Raw genomic sequence first — 18,044 nt, 5'->3', positions numbered from 1 at the left:
GTACCGTTTGCGGCGCGGTCGGCGGGGTAGGGCCACGGCATGACCGAACCAGACGACACCTACGACCCGCCCCAGGACACCGGCGCACCCGACTCGGTCGAAACCGATCCGGCCGCGCTCAACAGCAGCGAGGACCTCGATGAGGACCGCCTGCGCGAAGACCCGCTGGAAGCCGGTATGGACCCGCCCGAGCACTGGACCGGCGTCACGAAATACGGGATGACCCCGGCCGAAGAAGCCACCCCACGTGGGCTGGACGAACGCCTGGCCGAGGAGGAACCCGATGTGGTTCCCGGTTCCGCGCCGCAGGCGGCCGGGTCGTCCTCGGTCGAACTCGATCAGGACGGCAACGAGGTCGCTCCGCGGGTCGGCTACGAAGAGGAACTCGGCATCGCCGCCGACGTGGCCGGTGGTTCCGTGCCCGACGAGATCCGCAGGCCGGAACCGCCGGAGTGATTCGGGTCGCTCAGCTGCCCGCGTATTTCGCGGCGTAGAGAGCCTGATCGGCGCGGGTGAGCAGGTGGTCGGGCCCTTGGCCCGCCAGCGTGACGAGGACCGCGCCGATGCTCACCGTCACGTCGATGCTCACGGTGTCGACGTCGACCGGGATGCTGAGCGCCTTGTGCAGCGCGGCGACCAGCCGGTCGAGCAGGTCCTGGTCGGCCGGGGGTTCGGCGAGGACGACGAACTCGTCGCCGCCGGTACGCGCCAGCACGCACCCGTTCGCGGCGGCCGCCGACTCCAGCCTGTGCGACACCGCGGCGAGCAATTTGTCGCCGACGATGTGGCCGAACGAGTCGTTGACCTCTTTGAAGTTGTCCAGATCCAGCGCGCACACCCCGGCCCTCGCCTCCGGGTCCGCCTCATCGATGACGGTGTGCAGCCGGTCGAGCAGGTACCGCCGGTTGGGCAGGGCGGTGAGCGGGTCGTGCATCGCCTGCCACTGCAATTGCTCTGTGGTCGTGCGTCTTTCGGTGATGTCCTCGCCGAAGCCGAGCAGGTATCGGCGTTCGCCGTCGGCCGAAGTGCAGCGGGTGACGGTCCAGGAGGTCCACACCATCGATCCGTCCTGGCGGGGGAAGCGGCCTTCGATCTGGATGCTGCCGGTGGCCGAGTAGTCGAGGGCGCGCATCACCCGCTCGCGCACCTCGGTCTGCCGGTCGGCCGGGAACATGGTGAAACCGGTCGTGCTGCGCAGCTCGGCGAGGTCGCGGCCGATGAGCCGTTCGAAGGCCGGATTCGCGTCGAGGATTATGCCGTTCTCGTCGCCGATGGAGATGCCGATCGAGGAGTGGTGGAAGGCGATCTCATAGCCCTCGGCATGGGGTGGCCCGGCGCACAGGGCGCGCGCGAAGCCGGTGCCGAATCCGCCGAGCAATGCATCGCCTGCTGCGAGATCGAGCGGTCTCGCCGAATCGGCCACCGCGCGTAGTACCGGAACCGACGCAGCGATGACGGCCGGGTCGGTGAGGCCGAGATCGGCTATCGCTCGCGCGGCTCGTTCGCCGGCCTCGAACGCGGACTCGGGTGGTGCTTGGCCGAGCTCGGCAACTACGCGGCGGAGCTGTTCGACGAGCGAATTCCGCGAGATCGGACCGAGCTCGGCCAGGCGCCGAGCCCACTCGTCTGCGTGGTCGTCGAGGTTCATAGCGAAGCCGGTTCCAGGTGTGCGGCGTCCTTGCCGAGGCCGATGCGGTCGGTGGTGATCATGCCACGTCGGGGCCGGACAGCGGCCGCTCGGCCGCACCGATTCGGTGCCGCGAGGGTCAGGCGGGCTCAGCTGTCGAAGTGAACATCCAGCAATCTCTCGCTCGCGCGCAAATGCTCGGCCATGGTGACGAGCAGGTCGATCGAGTCGCGGGACAGGCCGATCGTCTGCACGAGGAACAGGCGTGGCCGGTCGAGCTGCAGGCGCGCGAGCAGGGTGCTGTCGTCGACGTGCGGCTCGTTCAGGTCGCGGACGAAGAAGTAGTCAGGTTCCACGTGGAAGTAATCGGCGAGTGCGGCAACGGTTCTCCACGAAGGGTTGCTGCGGCCGCCCGACCGCAGCTGGGACAGATACGGTGCCGAAATGCGATGCCCCGCCGCCTGCAACGAGCGTGCGACCTGGCGGTTGGTGCACCGGTCCGCGACCTGCTCGGGTGGATTGCGGAAGAGCTCGTTGAGGCGGGTAGCGAAGTGCGACACGGCGATTCCTCGACATCAGGTTGGTCAGAAGACCATCTTGTGCCGCTCGCTGTGTCGCTGGCAATAGTGCCAGCTAACTTGTGGCTTCCATCACGAAATTCGGCCGGGCCGTTTGTTCCACGGCGAAATGCGGTGGCCTGCCCTCAGTAGGCGAGAGGGTAGTCGTCGTCCGGCATCGGAGTGATCCACGACTGGTCGAATACGTCGGCCGGGTTCGCGGAATCCCAGGCGGCGCGGGCGAATTCGCTCGCGGGTGTGAGCGCGTCCAGATCGAGGCCCACTTCGCGGTCGGCGTCGTCGGCCACCGCGAGCTGTTCGGCGAAGTCGGCGTCATCGCGGGTAGGGAGCATTCTCGACCTCCAGATGCGGATTCGGCGGGGTGGGCCGGCTGCCGGACCGGCCCACCCCGAGGTGGAAGAGCGACGTGACATTCGAGGTGTTCTCGCCGTTGCGGCGGGGGTCCGCGCTGGGTAGGCGGACCCGGCAGCGGGGTCATGACGCGCCTCCTCGCAGAGAAGCGTCCGGACGGGTCAGGCGTTGATGGCCTGGCGCTGGTGTCCGTTGGAGTGTGCGATCTCGATCTTGCGCGGCTTGGCCTTCTCGGCCACCGGGATCGTCAGGCGCAGCACGCCGTCGGCGTATTCGGCGCGGACGTTGTCGGTGTCGAGGCCCTCGCCGAGGAACAGCTGACGGCTGAACACCCCGCGCGGGCGTTCCGCGGCGATCATCTCGCGGCTCGAGTCGAGTTCGGGTCGCGATGCTCGCACGGTGACAACGTTGCGTTCGATATCCAGGTCGAGCGAGCTCGGGTCGATACCCGGCAGGTCGAATTCGACGACGAACTCGTCGCCCTCACGCCAGGCGTCCATCGGCATCACCGTCGGCCGGGCCGCAGTGCCGAGCACCTGCTGCGTGAAACGGTCCAGATCGCGGAAAGGATCGGTACGCATCAGCATGGTCGCCACCTCCAACTCACTCCATTCTCTCTCGTAGGTCAGGTAACCTGTGCCATGTGGCATAGATTTGTTTTAGCACTCTCGGCACGAGAGTGCAAGAGAGGAGTGAGATGTCGCTGGACCCGCACGCGGGATCCCCGCTACCCGACCCGGCGCAGGCCGTGTACGGGATCTCGGTGACAGCAGAACTGACGGGGGTCGGCGTGCAGACGCTGAGGCTCTACGAGCGGCACGGGCTGCTCACCCCGGCGCGTAGCGACGGCGGTACGCGTCGCTACAGCAGCAACGACCTGGCGCGGCTGCAGCGCATCGTCGCGCTCGCCGCCGCGGGGGTGAACCTCGCGGGGATCGGCCGCATCCTCGAACTCGAGGACGCCAATGCTGTTCTGCACGCTCGTCTGCGTGGCGAACTGCCTCCGGATTAGCGCCGACCTGGTGGTCTGTTCCTGTGGGTGAGCATGGGGTCGTGCGGGAAGTGTCGTGAATCTTCCAATGACTTCGATTAACGGTTTTTCCGGGTGAGGGTGAGTCCTAGGTTTCAGGGCGGCTGTCCGGCCGAATTTCGCCTGCGAAAGACCGAGTGTGCGTGTGACGAGTTGGGTGCCGATCCTGCGATCGGTGCTGGTGATCGCCCTGATGACCGGGGCCGTCATCGCCCTGCGCGGTCGGGTTCCCGGAATCGTCCCGGCGGCGGGGGAGCGGCCCTCGGCGCTGACGGTCGCGGTGATGCCGGTGCTGTTGCTCGTCTCGGTGGTCATTCTGGCGGCCGGGGTCCTGATCAGCCAGCACCGCTTGCCGTTGGCGATGCCGCGGATCGAGACCGCCGGTGGTGGGCTGCCACGGCTGCGGGTCGGACGGCTGTCGGTGCTTGTCCCGGTCGCTGTCGGCGCCGCGGCGCTGGTGTTCGCCGGTGGGATCGTCGCCCTGTTCCTGCTGCCCGGCGCGAAAACCGAGCAGACGCCGCCCGAGGACGCGCCGATAGGCGACCGCCCGACCTCACTCGATGCCGCTGCTCCCGAATCACCCTTCAGCACACCGGATCTGAGTGGTCTCACCCTCGTCGTCGCGACCGCACTCGCCCTGCTGCTTGTGGCGATCGCGATGGTCGGTCTGGCCGCGGCGTTCGGTTCCGCACGTCGCGTCCCCGACCACGTCCCACCGCCCGACACCGAACTGCCCGCGCCCGAAGTGGATTCACTCACCCGGGCCGCCGAAATGGGTCTGGCCGCGATGATCGCCCCCGGCCAGGACACCCGCGAGGCCATCATCGCCTGCTACGCCGCCATGGAAAGCGGCCTGTCCGCCGACCGCGCCGCCGCCCCCCTCATCTCCGACACCCCCAACGAGGTCCTGGCCCGCGCCTTCACCACCGGCGTCCTGCAGGACTCCTCCGCCCACGAACTCGTCACCCTCTTCGAGGAAGCCAGATTCAGCCCGCACGACATGCTCGGCTGGCAGCGCATTCGCGCCGAACAATCCCTGCGCGCCGTCCTCGCCGACCTCCAACGCCGCACCGCCGAACTCGTCGCCTAGCGCCCGGCGAGGTGGGGGCGCGCCGCGTCTTTGCTACGGTGGCGATGTGTGCTGGAGCACACCTGTTCGGTTAGCAGCTGGTGGCGGGCCCGTGAGGGCGTGCCGCGGTGGTCGGTGGTGAGGTCGGTGTCCCACGACGAGAGGCCGTTCGATGCGTGCGCAGATCAGTTTGACCGTGGACGGGCATACGCGGGAGGTCGGTGTCGATACGCGGGCCACGTTGCTCGACGTCCTGCGTGAACAGCTCGGTGTGACCTCTCCGAAGAAGGGGTGTGATCACGGGCAGTGCGGGTCGTGCACGGTGTTGCTCGACGGGCGTCGCGCCACGCTGTGTCTTGCGCTGGCCGTCGCGCACGACGGGGCGACCATCGTGACCGCCGACGGGCTCGCCGACGGTGACGACCTGCATCCGGTGCAGCAGGCCTTTCTCGAGCACGACGGTTTCCAGTGCGGTTACTGCACACCGGGCCAGATCTGCTCGGCTGTCGGCATGCTCGAGGAGGTGAAGGCGGGCGCACCGAGTCATGTCACCGCCGACCTCACCGGTTCGGTCGAGCTCACCGACGACGAGATCCGGGAACGGATGAGCGGCAACCTGTGCCGCTGCGGCGCCTATCCGCATATCGTCGCCGCGATCGCGGAGGCCGCCCGGTGAGGGACTTCGGCTACGAACGTGCGATCGGGCCCGAGCAGGCGGTGGCGACGATGCTTGCCGAGCCCGACGCCGTATTCCTCGGTGCCGGAACCAATCTCGTCGATCACCTCAAGCTCGGTATCACCGCACCCGGCCTGCTCGTCGACGTGAGCCGGCTGCCGTTCGACGACATCACCGAACGCCCGGACGGTGGCGTGCGGGTCGGGGCGACGGTGCGCAACGCGGACCTCGCGGCGCACCCGGTCATCCGCGCCCGCTACCCGATGCTCTCGGCCGCGTTGCTCGCCGGCGCGTCACCCCAGCTGCGCAATCTGGCCACCACCGCGGGCAACCTGCTGCAGCGCACCCGCTGCCCGTACTTCCAGGACGTGACAACGCCGTGCAACAAGCGCACGCCCGGCAGCGGTTGTTCGGCGATCGGCGGATACGACCGCGACCAAGCCGTCCTCGGCGCCTCGGACCAGTGCATCGCCACCCACCCCTCCGACATGGCGGTGGCCATGACCGCGCTGGACGCGACGGTCCGCGTGCTCGGCGCCGACGGCGAACGCGAGATCCCGCAGGTCGATCTGCACCGGTTGCCCGGCACCGAACCCGAACGCGACACCGTCCTGGCCCACGGCGACCTCATCACCGCCGTCGACCTGCCCGCCCTGGACTGGGCCGCCAACTCCACCTACCGCAAGGTGCGTGATCGGGCCTCATACGCCTTTGCACTGGTTTCCGTCGCCGCGGCCGTCGATATCGCCGACGGGCAGATCCGCGATTGCCGCATCGCGTTCGGCGGTGTCGCGCACAAACCCTGGCGCGCCCACGCCGCCGAAGCCGCGCTGCGCGGTCGCCCCGCCACCGAGACGAGCTTCGCCGAGGCCGCCGACGCCGAACTCGCCGCCGCACGCCCACAACAGCACAACGCCTTCAAGATCCCACTGGCACGCAGAGTCCTCGTCGCGACCTTGCGCGACCTGACCGAGCAGGGGGCGCGATGACACCCGCGATCGGCAGTTCGCCCACCCGTGTCGACGGGTCGGCCAAGCTACGCGGCCGGGCACCGTACGCGATGGAACACCCGCTCCGGGATGCCTTGCACGCCTTCCCGATTCAGGCGACCATCGCACGCGGCCGGATCGGCGCGATCGATACCCGCGAGGCCGAGACGATGGACGGTGTCGTCGCGGTACTCACCCATCTCAACGCCCCACGGCTGGCCGCCGACGACGACAACGAACTGTTCATCCTGCAGAACGACGAGGTCGCCTTCCGCGGCCAGCTGATCGGGGTGGTAGTCGCCACCAGCCCCGAGGTGGCGCGCGAGGCGGCCACACGGGTCCGGGTGAGCTACGACGAGAGCTCCGCCGACGTGGTCTTCGACGCCGACCGCGACGACCTGTACGCACCCGAGGACGTGAGCGGCGGCTTCGCCACCGACACCGCCATCGGCGATGTCGAGAAGGCACTCGATCTGGCCCCGGTGACCGTCGACCAGACCTACACCACCGCGATGGTGCACAACAATCCGATGGAACCGCACGCCACCATCGCACACTGGACCGAGGACGGTCTGGTCCTCTACGACTCCACCCAGGGCCCGCACGTGGTGCGCTCGACGCTGGCGCCGCTGTTCGGGCTGGAACCCGAACAGGTGCATGTCATCGCACCGTACGTCGGTGGTGGATTCGGGTCGAAGGGTGAACCGCACGCCAATATCGTGCTCGCGGCCATGGCGGCGCGGTTCACCGGCGGCAAACCGCTGAAACTGGCACTCACCCGCCAGCAGTTGTTCTCCCTGGCCGGTTACCGCACGCCGAGTGTGCAGCGGGTCCGGCTCGGCGCCCATCACGACGGTACCTTGACGGCTTTGAGTCATGATGTGGTCCAACAGGTTTCGAAGGTGAAGGAATTCGCCGAGCAGACGGCGATCGTGTCGCGGGTGATGTACGCGTCCGGTACCCGCGCCACCACCCACCGCTTCGCGGCGCTGGACGTGCCGGTGTCGTCCTGGATGCGGGCGCCGGGGCACTGTCCCGGGATGTACGCGGCCGAAACGGCGATGGACGAGCTGGCCGTCGAACTCGGCATGGACCCGATCGCGCTGCGCATCCACAACGAACCCGAGGTCGATCCGGAATCAGGGCGCCCGTTCTCCAGTCGTGGGCTGGTCGAGTGCCTGCGTACCGGGGCACGGCGGTTCGGCTGGGCCGACCGCGATCCGGAGCCGAGATCGCGCCGGGACGGACGGTGGCTGGTCGGCTCGGGGGTCGCTGCGGCCACCTACCCGGCCGATGTGAATCCGGGCAACAGCGCCCGGGTGCGTTTCACCGGCGGACGCTACGAGGTGGCCATCGACGCCATGGACATCGGCACCGGCACCTGGACCACACTCGGCCAGATCGCCGCCGACGCCCTCGGTGTCGCCGGCGACCGCATCGACCTGCGCATCGGCGATTCCCGGCTGCCCGCCGGAACCGTCGCGGGTGGTTCGAGCGGGATGGCGTCGTGGGGATCGGCGGTGGTCGCCGCTGCCGAGGACTTCCGCCGCCGCTACGGCGACGACCCGGCCGACGGTGCCGAGACGACCGTGGAAACGTCGAAAGATCCGGCGCGGGAGAACTTCTCGACCCACGCCTTCGGCGCGCATTTCGTCGAGGTGCGGGTCGATACCGACACCGCCGAGATCCGGGTGCCCCGGGTGGTGAGCGTGTTCGGCGCGGGCCGCATCATCAACCCGCGCACCGCCCGCTCGCAGTTCATCGGTGGCATCACCATGGGCATCGGCATGGCCCTGCACGAGGAGAGCGTCTTCGACACCCGCTTCGGCCAGGTCGTCAACCACGACCTGGCCGGCTACCACATTCCCGTCAACGCCGACATCGGCGAGATCGACGTCAGCTGGATCGATGAACACGACCCGCACGTGAATCCCATGGGCGCCAAGGGAATCGGTGAGATCGGCATCGTCGGCTCGGCGGCGGCCGTCGGCAACGCGATCTACCACGCCACCGGAGTCCGCGTCCGCCATGTTCCCATCCACCTCGAGGACCTCCTCGACGTCGTCTGAGCCCATCGCCTAGATTCGCCGGATGACCTCCACCGCCCTGTACTGCGGCACGCGCTGGGACGAGCAGGGTCGATGGTGTTACGAATTGCTGCGCGCGGACGGCACCGTCGACCTGCTGCCCGGTCTCGGCACCCGGCTCGCGTTCCGGGTCACCGAGGGCCGCTACTGCCTCGGCTACCGCGCGTTCGGCGGCGAACCCGGGCGCCGGACCTGCCCGCACGAGGCGCGGATCGACACCGGTCACCAGTGCGAACGGTGCCGGATCCGGGAGGGGTGGTCGGTGGTGCACAGTCATCGCGGCCCCCTCGCCACCCTGCCCGAACAGGTGCGCGATTACATGGCCCGCCCGCACCACCTCTACATCGCGTACTTCGGTGACGGGATGGCCAAGGTCGGGACGGCCTCGGCGATGCGCAGGCACCGCAGGCTGTTCGAACAGGGTGCGCTGGCCGCCCGCTTCATCACCGATTCGCCCGACGGGTTGCATGTGCGCGAACTCGAACGGGTGGTGACCGAGCGGGCCGGGCTGCGCCAATCGGTGCCCGGCGTCACCAAGACGCGGATCCTCACCCGCCCCCTGCGGCCGTGGTCGGCGGTGGAAGAAGGCGTAGCCGAGGCGGCCGCGCACGCGGCGAGCGCCCTGCCCGACGACATCGTCCGCACCGATATCGCGTGGTCGGGCGGTCGCGACTTCTACGCGACCATCCAGGCCAGCGGCCGATTCCCGGATCCCATCGAAATCACGGCCACCGCAGGCGAATACGTGTTCGACGCGGTGGCCGCCCACGGCCACACCCTGGCCTGCCGTGATCCGGCGGGAGCCGCTGAACTGGTGTTGGTCAACGACTCCCGCCTCGTCGGTCGCCGAATCGAACTCGATGCGGCGATCAGCGTCACCCCGGAACCGGCGCAGACCAGCCTGTTCTGAGGTGCCGGATCAGGCGGGCACGGGAGTCCACTGCTCGGCCGGCGGGCGGCCGGGCAGCGGCTTGCCGATGAGCGCGAGCGGGACGAAGAAGTTCACCTGCCCGATCGCCATGGCGAGGGTGGCCAGAGCCGTCTCGTCGTAATACTTCGCGGCGGCGTCGTAGAGCTCGGCGGTGACCCGTTCGCCGTTCGCGGCCGGAAGCAGGACGGCCTCGGTGAGCGCGAGCGCTACGCGTTCGGGCTCGGTGAACGACGGTGCGTCACGCCAGGTGGCGACCGCGGCGATGCGGTCCTCGGATTCCCCTGCGGCGCGCAGGTTTCCGGTGTGCAGGGCCGTCAGATAGGTGCTGCCGACGATCTGACCCGCGCGCAATTGGATCAGGCTGATGGTCGAGCGGGGGATCGCCCCGTTGCCGACGGCTTTGAACAGTGCGGCGCCGACCTCTGCGAGGGCGGGGACGAGCTGCTGGGGGTTGGGCAGGCGGGAACGGTCGGACATGATGATTTCCTTTCCGGTGGTGTGATTGTCAGGCGATGCGGGTTCGGGAGCCGGTGAGAGAACGCAGGGCCGCGGTGGTGGATCCACCGGTGGGCAGCCAGGCGCGGGCGGCGAAGGTGGCGGCGGTGAAGAACAGGGGCACGGCCCATTTGTCGGGGCCGTCGCCGACGGCCAGGTGGGACGCCGCCGCACCGCCGTAGACGAAGACCAGCCCGGCGTAGGCCCATTCCTTCGTACGCGGGTGGCCGGGCGTGAGAATGGTGGCCAGCGCGGCCGTTTTCGCGACACCGAGGACGGTGGCGAAGTACATCGGGTAGCCGAGGTGGTCGAAGGATTCGCGGACGTAGGAGATCCGGGCGAGATCCCAGTAGGCGCCGACGGCGGTTTCGGCGAGGACTGCGGCAACGGGCACCCAGCGCGCGAATTTCGCGACGCGGGTCAGGCGAGTAGTCATGAGTGAGTTCTCCTGTGTGGGAAGGGAATCGGTCAGGCGGCGGCCGCGACGTGGGTCGCGGCCCGGTGGAGGACGGCGGCGAGCCGGGCGTTCTCGGGGGCGTTGAAGGCGAAGGCGGCGCGACGGCGGGTGTAGCCGTAGGTCAGGCCGCTGTGCGGGTCGGCGAACCCGTCCGATCCGGCGGAACCGGTGTGCCCGATGGCGTAGGCGCCGAGGAACGGAGTGAGCAGGCTCTTGGCTTCGAAGCCGAGCGCATACGGTGCGCTGTCACCGCGCACCAGGTCGCGACCACCGGAGTGGACGGTGGACACCGTCGCGATGGTCTCCAGCGACAGCAGTGGTTCGCGTCCGTCGATCCCGGTGGTAGCCGCCGCGTACATCGCCGCGATACCCGCCGCGCTGCCCACCCCGCCCGCCGAGGCCTGGCCGAGCCTGCGCACGGTGCTGTCGTTGGGCAGCGCCATCACGTCGGCGGCGGTGAAGCCGTGGGCGTTGAGGTTGTAGGCGATGCCCGCGATGCTGTGTGGCGCGGGGGAATTCGCGGCGAAGGCGGCCTCGGCCTCCGGTGTCGCGCGCCAGGGCAGGATCGGCAGGTAGCGGGGCTCCAGGTCGGCGGGCAGGCCGAGGTGGATGGCGAGGTCGAAGGGTGCGCGGATGCGCTGCTCGAACAGCTCGCGCACGGTGGCGCCGGTGACGGCCCGCACCACCTCCCCGACGACGGCGTAGGTGACGAACCCGCCGTATCCGTGCACGGTGCCCGGCTCGAAGTAGGGCCGCTGCCCGACGAGTCGTTCGGCGATCACCCGGTCGTCGGCCAGTTCCGCGACGGTGAAGCCACCATCGACTCCGACCACGCCGGAGCGGTGAACCAGCATGTCGCGCACCGTGATCCGTTCCTTGCCCGACTGGGCGAACCGCGGCCAGTAGTCGGCCACGGGCCGGTCGACGTCGAGCACACCGTCCTGGATCAGCAGCGCGACCACCAGGGCGGCGGCGCCCTTGCTGGTGGAATGCAGCCCGGTCAGCGTCGTGCCGGACACCTCGGAGCCGGACCAGAGGTCGACCACCCGACGACCACGCACGAACGCTGCCAACTGCGCGCCCGGGTCACCCTCCTCGCTCACTACGGCCGCGAATTCGGCCCGCACCTGTTCGTATCCCTCGGCGACGAAACCGTGCACCTCGACCATGATGTTCTCCTTTCGGCCGCAGCTTCCGGCCGCGGCGGATCGTGTTCTGACGCACTGACGTAAGCCACGGGCAGAACGTGACCCGGTCGTGGAAAAACGCTGGTCACGGCACTACGGTCACACTCGGCGTCCCGCTTTCGTCAGAGCGGTGGGACGACATCGAGGAGGACCCGTGCAGAACGCACAGTTGCTGGCCGAACAGTTCGAGGACAACCGCGCCCACCTGCGGGCGGTCGCCTACCGGATGCTCGGCTCGCTCACCGAGGCCGACGACGCGGTGCAGGAGGCCTGGCTGCGGCTGGCCCGCACCGACACCGCCGAGGTGGACAACCTCGGTGGCTGGCTCACCACCGTCGTCGGACGGGTCTGCCTGGACATGCTGCGCTCACGCAAGAGCCGCGGCGAGGAACCGCTCGACAACGATCGTCTGACCGATCCGGTGATCGCGAGCGAGACCGTCACCGACCCCGAACAGGAAGTGGTGCTGGCCGATTCGGTCGGCCTGGCACTGCTCGTCGTGCTCGAGTCGCTGCGTCCCGCCGAACGGCTCGCCTTCGTGCTGCACGACATGTTCGCCATGCCCTACGAGCAGATCGCTCCCATCGTCGACCGCACGCCACAGACGGTGAAGAAGCTGGCCAGCCAGGCACGCCGCCGGGTACAGGGTGCGACGCCGGGTCCCGATCCGGATGTCGCGCGCAGGCGCCGCGTCGTCGACGCCTTCCTCACCGCCGCGCGTGGTGGCGATTTCGACGAATTGCTCCGCCTGCTCGATCCCGAGGTGGTGTTGCGGGCCGACGCGGGTGCGGCGATGCGGGTGATCCGGGGTGCCGCCGCCGTCGCGGGCCAGGCCGAGACGTTCCGGCGCATGGCCACCCTGTGCACCGTGTACCCGGCCCTGGTCGACGGCCGCTGCGGGCTGGTGAACACCATGGACGGTGACCCGTTCTCGATCATCGGCTTCACCGTCGCCGACGACCGGATCACCGCGATCGACATCCTGTCCGACCGGGAGCGGCTGGCCCGTCTCGATCTGACGCCTGTCCTGGGATAGCTCGATCAGTCCGTGGCCAGCTGGGTGCGCAGGGTGTCCAACCCCATGCCGCCCAGCTTCAGGGCCCTGGTGTGGAAGTGCTTCAGGTCGAATTCCGCGCCCGCGCGGCGCCGGGTGTCGTCGCGGGCCGCGAGCCAGGCTTGTTCGCCGAGTTTGTAGGCGGCGGCTTGGCCGGGCCAGCCCAGGTAACGATCGATCTCGTCGCGAGCGGTGACGGCGTCTTCGAGAGTTCTCGTCAGCAGGAATTCCCGACCGAGGTCCGGGGTCCAGCGTTCGCCGTCGTGAAAACCGGTGCCCGGCGGTATCGGCAGGTCGAGGTGCATGCCGATATCGAGGACGACGCGGGCCGCGCGGAAGAGTTGCTCGGAGAGCATGCCGAACAGGGCACCGTCGTCGTCGAGAAAGCCGAGTTCCCCCATGAGACGCTCGGCATAGAGCGCCCATCCTTCGCCGTGCCCGTCCACGAACGACATGAGTCGCTGGAACCTGTTGAGCGACTTCGCCTCCCGTACGGCAGTGGCGATCTGGAGATGATGACCCGGCACACCCTCGTGGTAGACGGTGCTGATTTCCCGCCAGGTGCTGAACCGCTCACGGCCCGCTTCCACCGACCACCACATACGGCCGGGCCTGCCGAAATCCTCGCTCGGGCCGAGGTAGTAGGCGCCGACTCCGCCACCCGGCGGTGCGATCCGGCACTCCAGGGCCATCAGCTCGTCCGGAATCTCGAAGTGTTCACCGCGCAACGCGTTCAGTGCTCGATCGGAGGTTTCCTGCAACCAGTTCGCCAGGGCGGCGTGCCCGTGCAGGTGGTACCGGGGGTCGGCGTCGAGGACCGCGGCGGCTTCGGAGAGGGAGGCGCCCGGCGCGATCCGGCCGGCCACGGTCGCCATCTCGTCATGGATGCGCCCGAATTCCGCCCACCCCCACGTGTATGCCGCATGCGTGTCGATCTCGGCACCGGTGAAGTACCGCGACCACAGCCGGTAGGTGTCCGCACCCACCGCGTCGGCACGGGGAGCGTGTGGCGCGAGCTCGGTGCGCAGGAACTCGGCGAGCTCACCCAATGCCTGGTCGGCGGCCGCGGCGACACCGGACAGATCCGGTGCGCCCGGCACGTGGGCGGCCGGCGCGGCGAAGGCGGTGAAGAACCCGCCTGCCCATGTCTCGACCTGTCCGGCCGTGCCGAGAACCTGCCGCAGCGCCGCGCCACGGCCTCGCTGCTGTGCGGTGAGCAGGGAATCACGCAGGCCCCCGATACTGTCCGGAACGGCGGCGAGGCGATCACCGATCACGGTCCAGTCCTCGGCGGTATCGTCGGGCATCACGTCGAACGCCATGCGCAGGTCCTGTACCGGCGAGGCGATGACATTCAGGGCGCCGAGCCGCAGCCCCGCATCGTGCAGCTCGACCTCAAGGCCGATGCGTTCGGCGAACACCGCCGCGGCCACCCGCTCGTCGTCGGCGGGCGGGGTCGAGGCAATGGCCTGTGCGGCTCGGTGGGCGAGTTCGGCACGGGCTTCGTACCCGTCGGGGGAGTAGTCGGTGAGCCGATCGTCGTGGTCGGTGATGCCGAGCAGGGTCGCCGTCACCGGGTCCGCGGCGGCGAAATCGTCGACATACCGGTCGCAGATCCGGTGGACCTCGGAGTCGGCGCGCACGCCGTCAGCTGTCGACGGAACGGTTGTCGAGCGCCTCGCGCAGGTCGGCGTTGATCCGATGGGCCTCGGCGAGCTGGTCTTCGAGAATCACGATGCGACAGGACGATTCGAGGGTGTTGCCCGCGTCGACGAGTTCGCGTACTCGCGCGGCGATGCGCAGCTGATACCGGGAGTAGCGGCGATGGCCACCCGCGGAGCGCTGCGGAGTCAGCAGTTCCGCGGCGTCGAGGGCGCGCAGGAACGCCTGGGTGACGCCGAGGATTTCGGCGGCGCGACCCATGCTGTAGGCGGGGTAGTCGTCGTCTTCGAGCCGGTCGGCGGCACTGATGCCGTCGTTGGTGTCCACCTGCTGCACTGCACCTCTCGGTCAACGCTGGCAGGCCCGGCGCGCTGGGCGCCGGGCCTGGAATCTACAAACGAGGGATTGACTTCACATTCACTCCGCACCCCGACACTCTCCGGGACGCGGGACTGGTAAGTGACTGCTCAGTGACCACCACCTCCTGTGACTACCGGTTATGTCGAAGCTCGTGTACATCAGCGACTGTACAACTGCTCTCGCAAAATGTCTACAGTCATCACTGCAGATTTTCTCGACCGTCGACGCGTCAGATCAGGATCGGCATCGGCGCGGTCTCCGGGAAGGTGACAGGCAGCGCCGTCAGCGCCCGGTGGAAGGGACCCGGACGCCACGTCAGCTCCGACTCGGGTACCGCGAGCTTCATCTCGGGCAGAGCGTCGAGCAGTTGATCGATGGCCTCCTGGACGATCAGATAGGCGGGTGATTTGGCGGGGCAGCCGTGTGGGCCGGTGCTCCAGGCCAGGTGGGCGCGGTTGTCGAGGAACTCACCCGTGCCGATGGCCGGATCGGTGTTGCAGGCCGCCATGCTGATGAGCACCGGCTGATGCGCGGGCAGCCACACACCCTCGACCAGGATCGGCTGACGCGGATAGGTGATGCAGTGGTTCGCCATCGGCGGATCGGTGTAGAGCACCTCGTCGAGCGCGTCGCGCGTCGACAGGCTGCCGCCGAGGATGCTGCCCGCGAAGCGCTGATCGGTGAGGATCAGCCGGACCGTGTTGAGGATCAGGTTCAACATCGGTTCGATACCCGCGCCGTACATGGTGAGCAGCTGGTTCATCAGCTCCTCGTCGTTGAGCCGGGCGGGGTGCTGCACCAGCCGGGTGGTGACGTCGTCACCGGGGTCGAGCTGTTTGTGCCGGATCTGTTCGTACAGCGCGTCCTCGAGCATCTGACCGCCCTGCGCCGCGCTCGCGCCGCCCTCGAAGATCGCCGCCATACCCGCGGCCGCTCGGGCACCGATGTCCTCGGGGACGCCGAGCATCGAGTTCAGAGCCGCGAAGGCGAGCGGGAAGGCGTACTGACTCAGCAGTTCCGCACTGCCGTCGGCACAGAACGTGTTGATCAAAGGAATCGCGAACTGCTCGACGGTGCGCTGCAACCGGTACAGGTCGACCCCGGCCAGACTGGCGACAGTGGCCTGCCGGTAGCGGGCGTGCTCGGCCCCTGCGGTGCGCAGAGCGTTGGGGCGGTAGCGCATCATCGGCAGCACCGGGCAGTCTTCGGGCACGGTGCGTTCCCACATGCGGGCATCGGCGGGGAAGTGGTCGGGATCGTTGAGGATCTGGACGGCGGTGCGATAGCCGATCACCAGCGTGGCGGGCACGCCGGGCACCAGATCGACCGGGACCAGCGAGCCGAAACGGCGCCGCATCTCGCGGTAGGCGCTCTGCGGGTCGGCTGCGAACTCCTCCGAGTACAACGCCACCCTGGCCTGCCCGCTGTTCGAGTCGGGGGAGACCGGGGTGGGGCCGAAGGAGGTCTCGAGCGTCACAGCGACGTCTCCGCTCGACGGAACTCGTCACGCCGGGGCGCGGCACCCAGCTCGCGGCCGACCCGCTCGGCCAGATCGTTCATCCGGTGTGCGACGAGTCCGAGATCGACGTCCGCTGTCGTCGCGACACCGAGCAGGGTGCCCGCCCCTGCGGCGGTGATCAGGATCATCCCCTCGTCGTACTCGGTCATGTTCTGGCGCACCGTATTCGCGAAACCGCCGCAGAACTCGCCGAGCGCTTTGCCGAGCGAGCGCAACCCGGAGGCCGCGGCGGCGAACCGCTCGGCCTCGTCCTTGCTGATACCGGGCGAGTGGGCCACCCGTAGACCGTCATCCGATAAGAGGACCGCGAACCGCACGCCGTCGAGCTCCAGATCGTCCAACAGCCAAGCCAGGCGGTTGGTGCTGTCGGTGAGGGAAGTGCTCATCAGCTGTCCTGTCCGTCGATGGAACGTTCGGCCGCGGCGCGGCCGTGCCGGGATCCGCTGTGCCAGGCGGTGACCAGTTCCGGTCTGCCGGGCGATTCCGCGCCCGTGGCCCGGCCGGTGGCGGGGGCAACGACTCGTCGCGTGCGTTTGGGTAAACCACCGGGGGTCGTGCCGGGTGCCGTGTGTTCGGGTGGGGCCGCGACAGCCACCGCCTCGACATCCCGTGGCTCGGAAACATCCTCGCGCACAACGGGTTCCGGCGGCACATCGGCCTGCTCGAGCTCGTTCGAGCGGGCGTCGGACTTGTCGACGAGCAGCGCGGAGGGGATGAAGACCATCGCGCGGGTGCCGCCGTAGACATTGGGACCGTCGACGTAGGCCGCGAAGCCGTAGCGGCGGGCCAGCGCCGCCACACCGGGAAAGCCGATCTTCGGCGACGGCCCGAGCGCGTTGATATCGATCACGCGCTCGCCCGACAGGATCTGGCGCGCCTCCTCCATCTGTTCCTGGCTCATCCGCACGCCCGCGTCGTCGATGATCAGGGTGACGCCGTGGTGTCCCTGCTGGAAGGCGACATCGACGAACGACGAAGGCGGCGAGTAGCGCAGAGCGTTGTCGAGCAAGGTGGCCACGGTGTGCACCAGCGGCTCGACGGCGCGGCTGATGACCACCCGGTCGCAATGTCCCGCCCGCACCCGCAGGTAATCGCGTACCCGGCTGGTCGCGCCCGCCACCACGTCGTCGACGGTCTGCTGCGGCCAGCGCCTGCCGGGCAGGCCGCCGGAGACGAGCACATACGACTGCGCCTGCCGGATCATCTGCTGCACGGTGTGGTCGATGCGGCTCAGGGTGCCGTACACCTCGTCGTTGCGGTTCTCGCGCAACGCGTTGCTGACCACCTGGCCCACGTCGGCGCCCAGGCTCACCACGGTGGTGCCGAAGGCGCGCACCGCGTTGCCCGTCGCGGCACGGGCTTCGGCGGCGACCTGCGCGCGGGTCTCCGCGCGGACGGCCTCCACCCGGTCGTCGGCGCGCTCCTGCGCCTCGTGTTCCACGGCCAGGCGGGTTTCCTCGCGCACCAGGGCGAGATCGTCGGCGTGCTCGGCCGCGATCCGGGCGATCTTGTGCGCGAACGGCGAGTCCCGCAGCTGGGCGGGGACCTCGGCGGTGACGTCGGGTTCGTCGTGGCGGCGGATCGCTTCGGTGATCCTCGGCAGGGTCGCCTCGATCAGGCGCGTCATCGCCTCGTCGTGCGCGTAGAGCTCACGTTCGGCCGAGGACAGCCGCGCGCGGACGTGACGCTCGTTGCGCAGCGCGACCAGAGCCACCGCGACAGCGCCGAGCAACACCACTGTTGCGATACCGAACAAGAACACCGCGATTGTCGGGGTCATCGGTTCCTTTGTCGTCTCACCGGCCGAAGAGCCTGGTGGCCGGAACCTCGCCGGTCCCTCCGGCGAGACTGTTGCCGGTGGTGCAACCGTGCGAGTGCGGCCTGTCCCCGTCCCGCTGTGCTGCGCTTCCGGCGAATCCGCACACACCTTATCAGTGCGTATTTCGCGGTCGGAAAGTGTTGGTACCGAAAG

General features: G+C 68.9%; 20 protein-coding genes. 8 read left to right on the top strand and 12 right to left on the bottom strand.

Features of this window, described 5'->3' with window-relative positions; genetic code table 11:
* Nucleotides 1-39: 39 nt before the first annotated feature.
* Complete coding sequence (locus tag ACWEVR_RS21765; protein WP_181697337.1) at nucleotides 40-456, top strand: hypothetical protein; 417 nt, start codon at nucleotides 40-42, stop codon at nucleotides 454-456.
* A 10-nt stretch (nucleotides 457-466) separates the two neighbouring features.
* Here the strand turns inward: ACWEVR_RS21765 and ACWEVR_RS21760 are convergent, their stop codons facing one another.
* The 4 genes from ACWEVR_RS21760 to ACWEVR_RS21745 all read right to left on the bottom strand — a co-directional run bounded on the left by ACWEVR_RS21760 (nucleotide 467) and on the right by ACWEVR_RS21745 (nucleotide 3,143).
* The gene (locus tag ACWEVR_RS21760; protein WP_452468457.1) at nucleotides 467-1,648 is read right to left on the bottom strand and encodes a diguanylate cyclase domain-containing protein; all 1,182 of its coding nucleotides are present in this window, start codon (nucleotides 1,646-1,648) and stop codon (nucleotides 467-469) included.
* A 128-nt stretch (nucleotides 1,649-1,776) separates the two neighbouring features.
* Complete coding sequence (locus tag ACWEVR_RS21755; RefSeq protein ID WP_452468456.1) at nucleotides 1,777-2,187, bottom strand: helix-turn-helix domain-containing protein; 411 nt, start codon at nucleotides 2,185-2,187, stop codon at nucleotides 1,777-1,779.
* A gap of 143 nt (nucleotides 2,188-2,330) precedes the next feature.
* Complete coding sequence (locus tag ACWEVR_RS21750; RefSeq protein ID WP_452468455.1) at nucleotides 2,331-2,537, bottom strand: hypothetical protein; 207 nt, start codon at nucleotides 2,535-2,537, stop codon at nucleotides 2,331-2,333.
* 180 nt (nucleotides 2,538-2,717) lie between these two features.
* A complete protein-coding gene (locus tag ACWEVR_RS21745; protein ID WP_452468531.1) occupies nucleotides 2,718-3,143 on the bottom strand; it encodes an Hsp20/alpha crystallin family protein in 426 nt (141 codons plus the stop codon).
* A 110-nt stretch (nucleotides 3,144-3,253) separates the two neighbouring features.
* Here ACWEVR_RS21745 and ACWEVR_RS21740 point away from each other — a divergent pair, with 110 nt between their 5' ends.
* The 6 genes from ACWEVR_RS21740 (at nucleotide 3,254) to ACWEVR_RS21715 (ending at nucleotide 9,317) form a co-directional block, all read left to right on the top strand.
* Nucleotides 3,254-3,568, top strand: a complete 315-nt coding sequence (locus ACWEVR_RS21740; RefSeq protein ID WP_067639203.1) for a MerR family transcriptional regulator — start codon at nucleotides 3,254-3,256, stop codon at nucleotides 3,566-3,568.
* A 157-nt stretch (nucleotides 3,569-3,725) separates the two neighbouring features.
* On the top strand, nucleotides 3,726-4,676 hold the full coding sequence (locus ACWEVR_RS21735; protein ID WP_452468454.1) for a DUF4129 domain-containing protein: 951 nt from the start codon (nucleotides 3,726-3,728) through the stop codon (nucleotides 4,674-4,676).
* Between the two features lie 151 nt (nucleotides 4,677-4,827).
* The gene (locus ACWEVR_RS21730) at nucleotides 4,828-5,331 is read left to right on the top strand and encodes a 2Fe-2S iron-sulfur cluster-binding protein (RefSeq protein WP_067639201.1); all 504 of its coding nucleotides are present in this window, start codon (nucleotides 4,828-4,830) and stop codon (nucleotides 5,329-5,331) included.
* Entirely contained in the window at nucleotides 5,328-6,320 is a 993-nt protein-coding gene (locus tag ACWEVR_RS21725; protein ID WP_452468453.1) for an FAD binding domain-containing protein, read from the top strand. The genes ACWEVR_RS21730 and ACWEVR_RS21725 overlap by 4 nt, the downstream gene beginning before the upstream one ends.
* Nucleotides 6,317-8,389, top strand: a complete 2,073-nt coding sequence (locus tag ACWEVR_RS21720; RefSeq protein ID WP_452468452.1) for a xanthine dehydrogenase family protein molybdopterin-binding subunit — start codon at nucleotides 6,317-6,319, stop codon at nucleotides 8,387-8,389. Before ACWEVR_RS21725 ends, ACWEVR_RS21720 begins: the two co-directional genes overlap by 4 nt.
* Nucleotides 8,390-8,411: 22 nt before the next feature.
* Entirely contained in the window at nucleotides 8,412-9,317 is a 906-nt protein-coding gene (locus tag ACWEVR_RS21715; RefSeq protein WP_452468451.1) for a hypothetical protein, read from the top strand.
* A gap of 9 nt (nucleotides 9,318-9,326) precedes the next feature.
* Here the strand turns inward: ACWEVR_RS21715 and ACWEVR_RS21710 are convergent, their stop codons facing one another.
* From ACWEVR_RS21710 to ACWEVR_RS21700, 3 genes are read right to left on the bottom strand one after another with little or no spacing between them, the layout of a single operon-like run.
* On the bottom strand, nucleotides 9,327-9,815 hold the full coding sequence (locus ACWEVR_RS21710) for a carboxymuconolactone decarboxylase family protein (protein ID WP_452468450.1): 489 nt from the start codon (nucleotides 9,813-9,815) through the stop codon (nucleotides 9,327-9,329).
* A 28-nt stretch (nucleotides 9,816-9,843) separates the two neighbouring features.
* Nucleotides 9,844-10,269, bottom strand: a complete 426-nt coding sequence (locus tag ACWEVR_RS21705; RefSeq protein ID WP_452468449.1) for a DoxX family protein — start codon at nucleotides 10,267-10,269, stop codon at nucleotides 9,844-9,846.
* 32 nt (nucleotides 10,270-10,301) lie between these two features.
* Nucleotides 10,302-11,459 carry a serine hydrolase domain-containing protein gene (locus ACWEVR_RS21700; RefSeq protein ID WP_452468448.1) on the bottom strand — a complete coding sequence of 386 codons (1,158 nt, stop codon included), beginning with the start codon at nucleotides 11,457-11,459 and terminating at the stop codon, nucleotides 10,302-10,304.
* A gap of 172 nt (nucleotides 11,460-11,631) precedes the next feature.
* Between ACWEVR_RS21700 and ACWEVR_RS21695 the strand changes: the two genes are divergently transcribed.
* On the top strand, nucleotides 11,632-12,513 hold the full coding sequence (locus tag ACWEVR_RS21695; RefSeq protein WP_452468447.1) for a sigma-70 family RNA polymerase sigma factor: 882 nt from the start codon (nucleotides 11,632-11,634) through the stop codon (nucleotides 12,511-12,513).
* 5 nt (nucleotides 12,514-12,518) lie between these two features.
* Here the strand turns inward: ACWEVR_RS21695 and ACWEVR_RS21690 are convergent, their stop codons facing one another.
* The 5 genes from ACWEVR_RS21690 to ACWEVR_RS21670 form a co-directional block, all read right to left on the bottom strand.
* The gene (locus ACWEVR_RS21690; RefSeq protein ID WP_452468446.1) at nucleotides 12,519-14,174 is read right to left on the bottom strand and encodes a DUF885 domain-containing protein; all 1,656 of its coding nucleotides are present in this window, start codon (nucleotides 14,172-14,174) and stop codon (nucleotides 12,519-12,521) included.
* Nucleotides 14,175-14,178: 4 nt separating this feature from the next.
* The gene (locus ACWEVR_RS21685; protein WP_452468445.1) at nucleotides 14,179-14,520 is read right to left on the bottom strand and encodes a helix-turn-helix domain-containing protein; all 342 of its coding nucleotides are present in this window, start codon (nucleotides 14,518-14,520) and stop codon (nucleotides 14,179-14,181) included.
* A 262-nt stretch (nucleotides 14,521-14,782) separates the two neighbouring features.
* A complete protein-coding gene (locus tag ACWEVR_RS21680) occupies nucleotides 14,783-16,030 on the bottom strand; it encodes a cytochrome P450 (protein ID WP_452468444.1) in 1,248 nt (415 codons plus the stop codon).
* Nucleotides 16,027-16,458 (bottom strand): roadblock/LC7 domain-containing protein, encoded by a 432-nt coding sequence (locus ACWEVR_RS21675; RefSeq protein ID WP_067488887.1) that lies wholly within the window; start codon nucleotides 16,456-16,458, stop codon nucleotides 16,027-16,029. The genes ACWEVR_RS21680 and ACWEVR_RS21675 overlap by 4 nt, the downstream gene beginning before the upstream one ends.
* Complete coding sequence (locus ACWEVR_RS21670; protein WP_452468443.1) at nucleotides 16,458-17,852, bottom strand: sensor histidine kinase; 1,395 nt, start codon at nucleotides 17,850-17,852, stop codon at nucleotides 16,458-16,460. Before ACWEVR_RS21670 ends, ACWEVR_RS21675 begins: the two co-directional genes overlap by 1 nt.
* Between the last annotated feature and the right edge of the window lie 192 nt (nucleotides 17,853-18,044).

It is taken from the genome of Nocardia sp. NPDC003979 (assembly GCF_053605015.1).
This window is presented reverse-complemented; position numbering and strand designations above follow the sequence as displayed.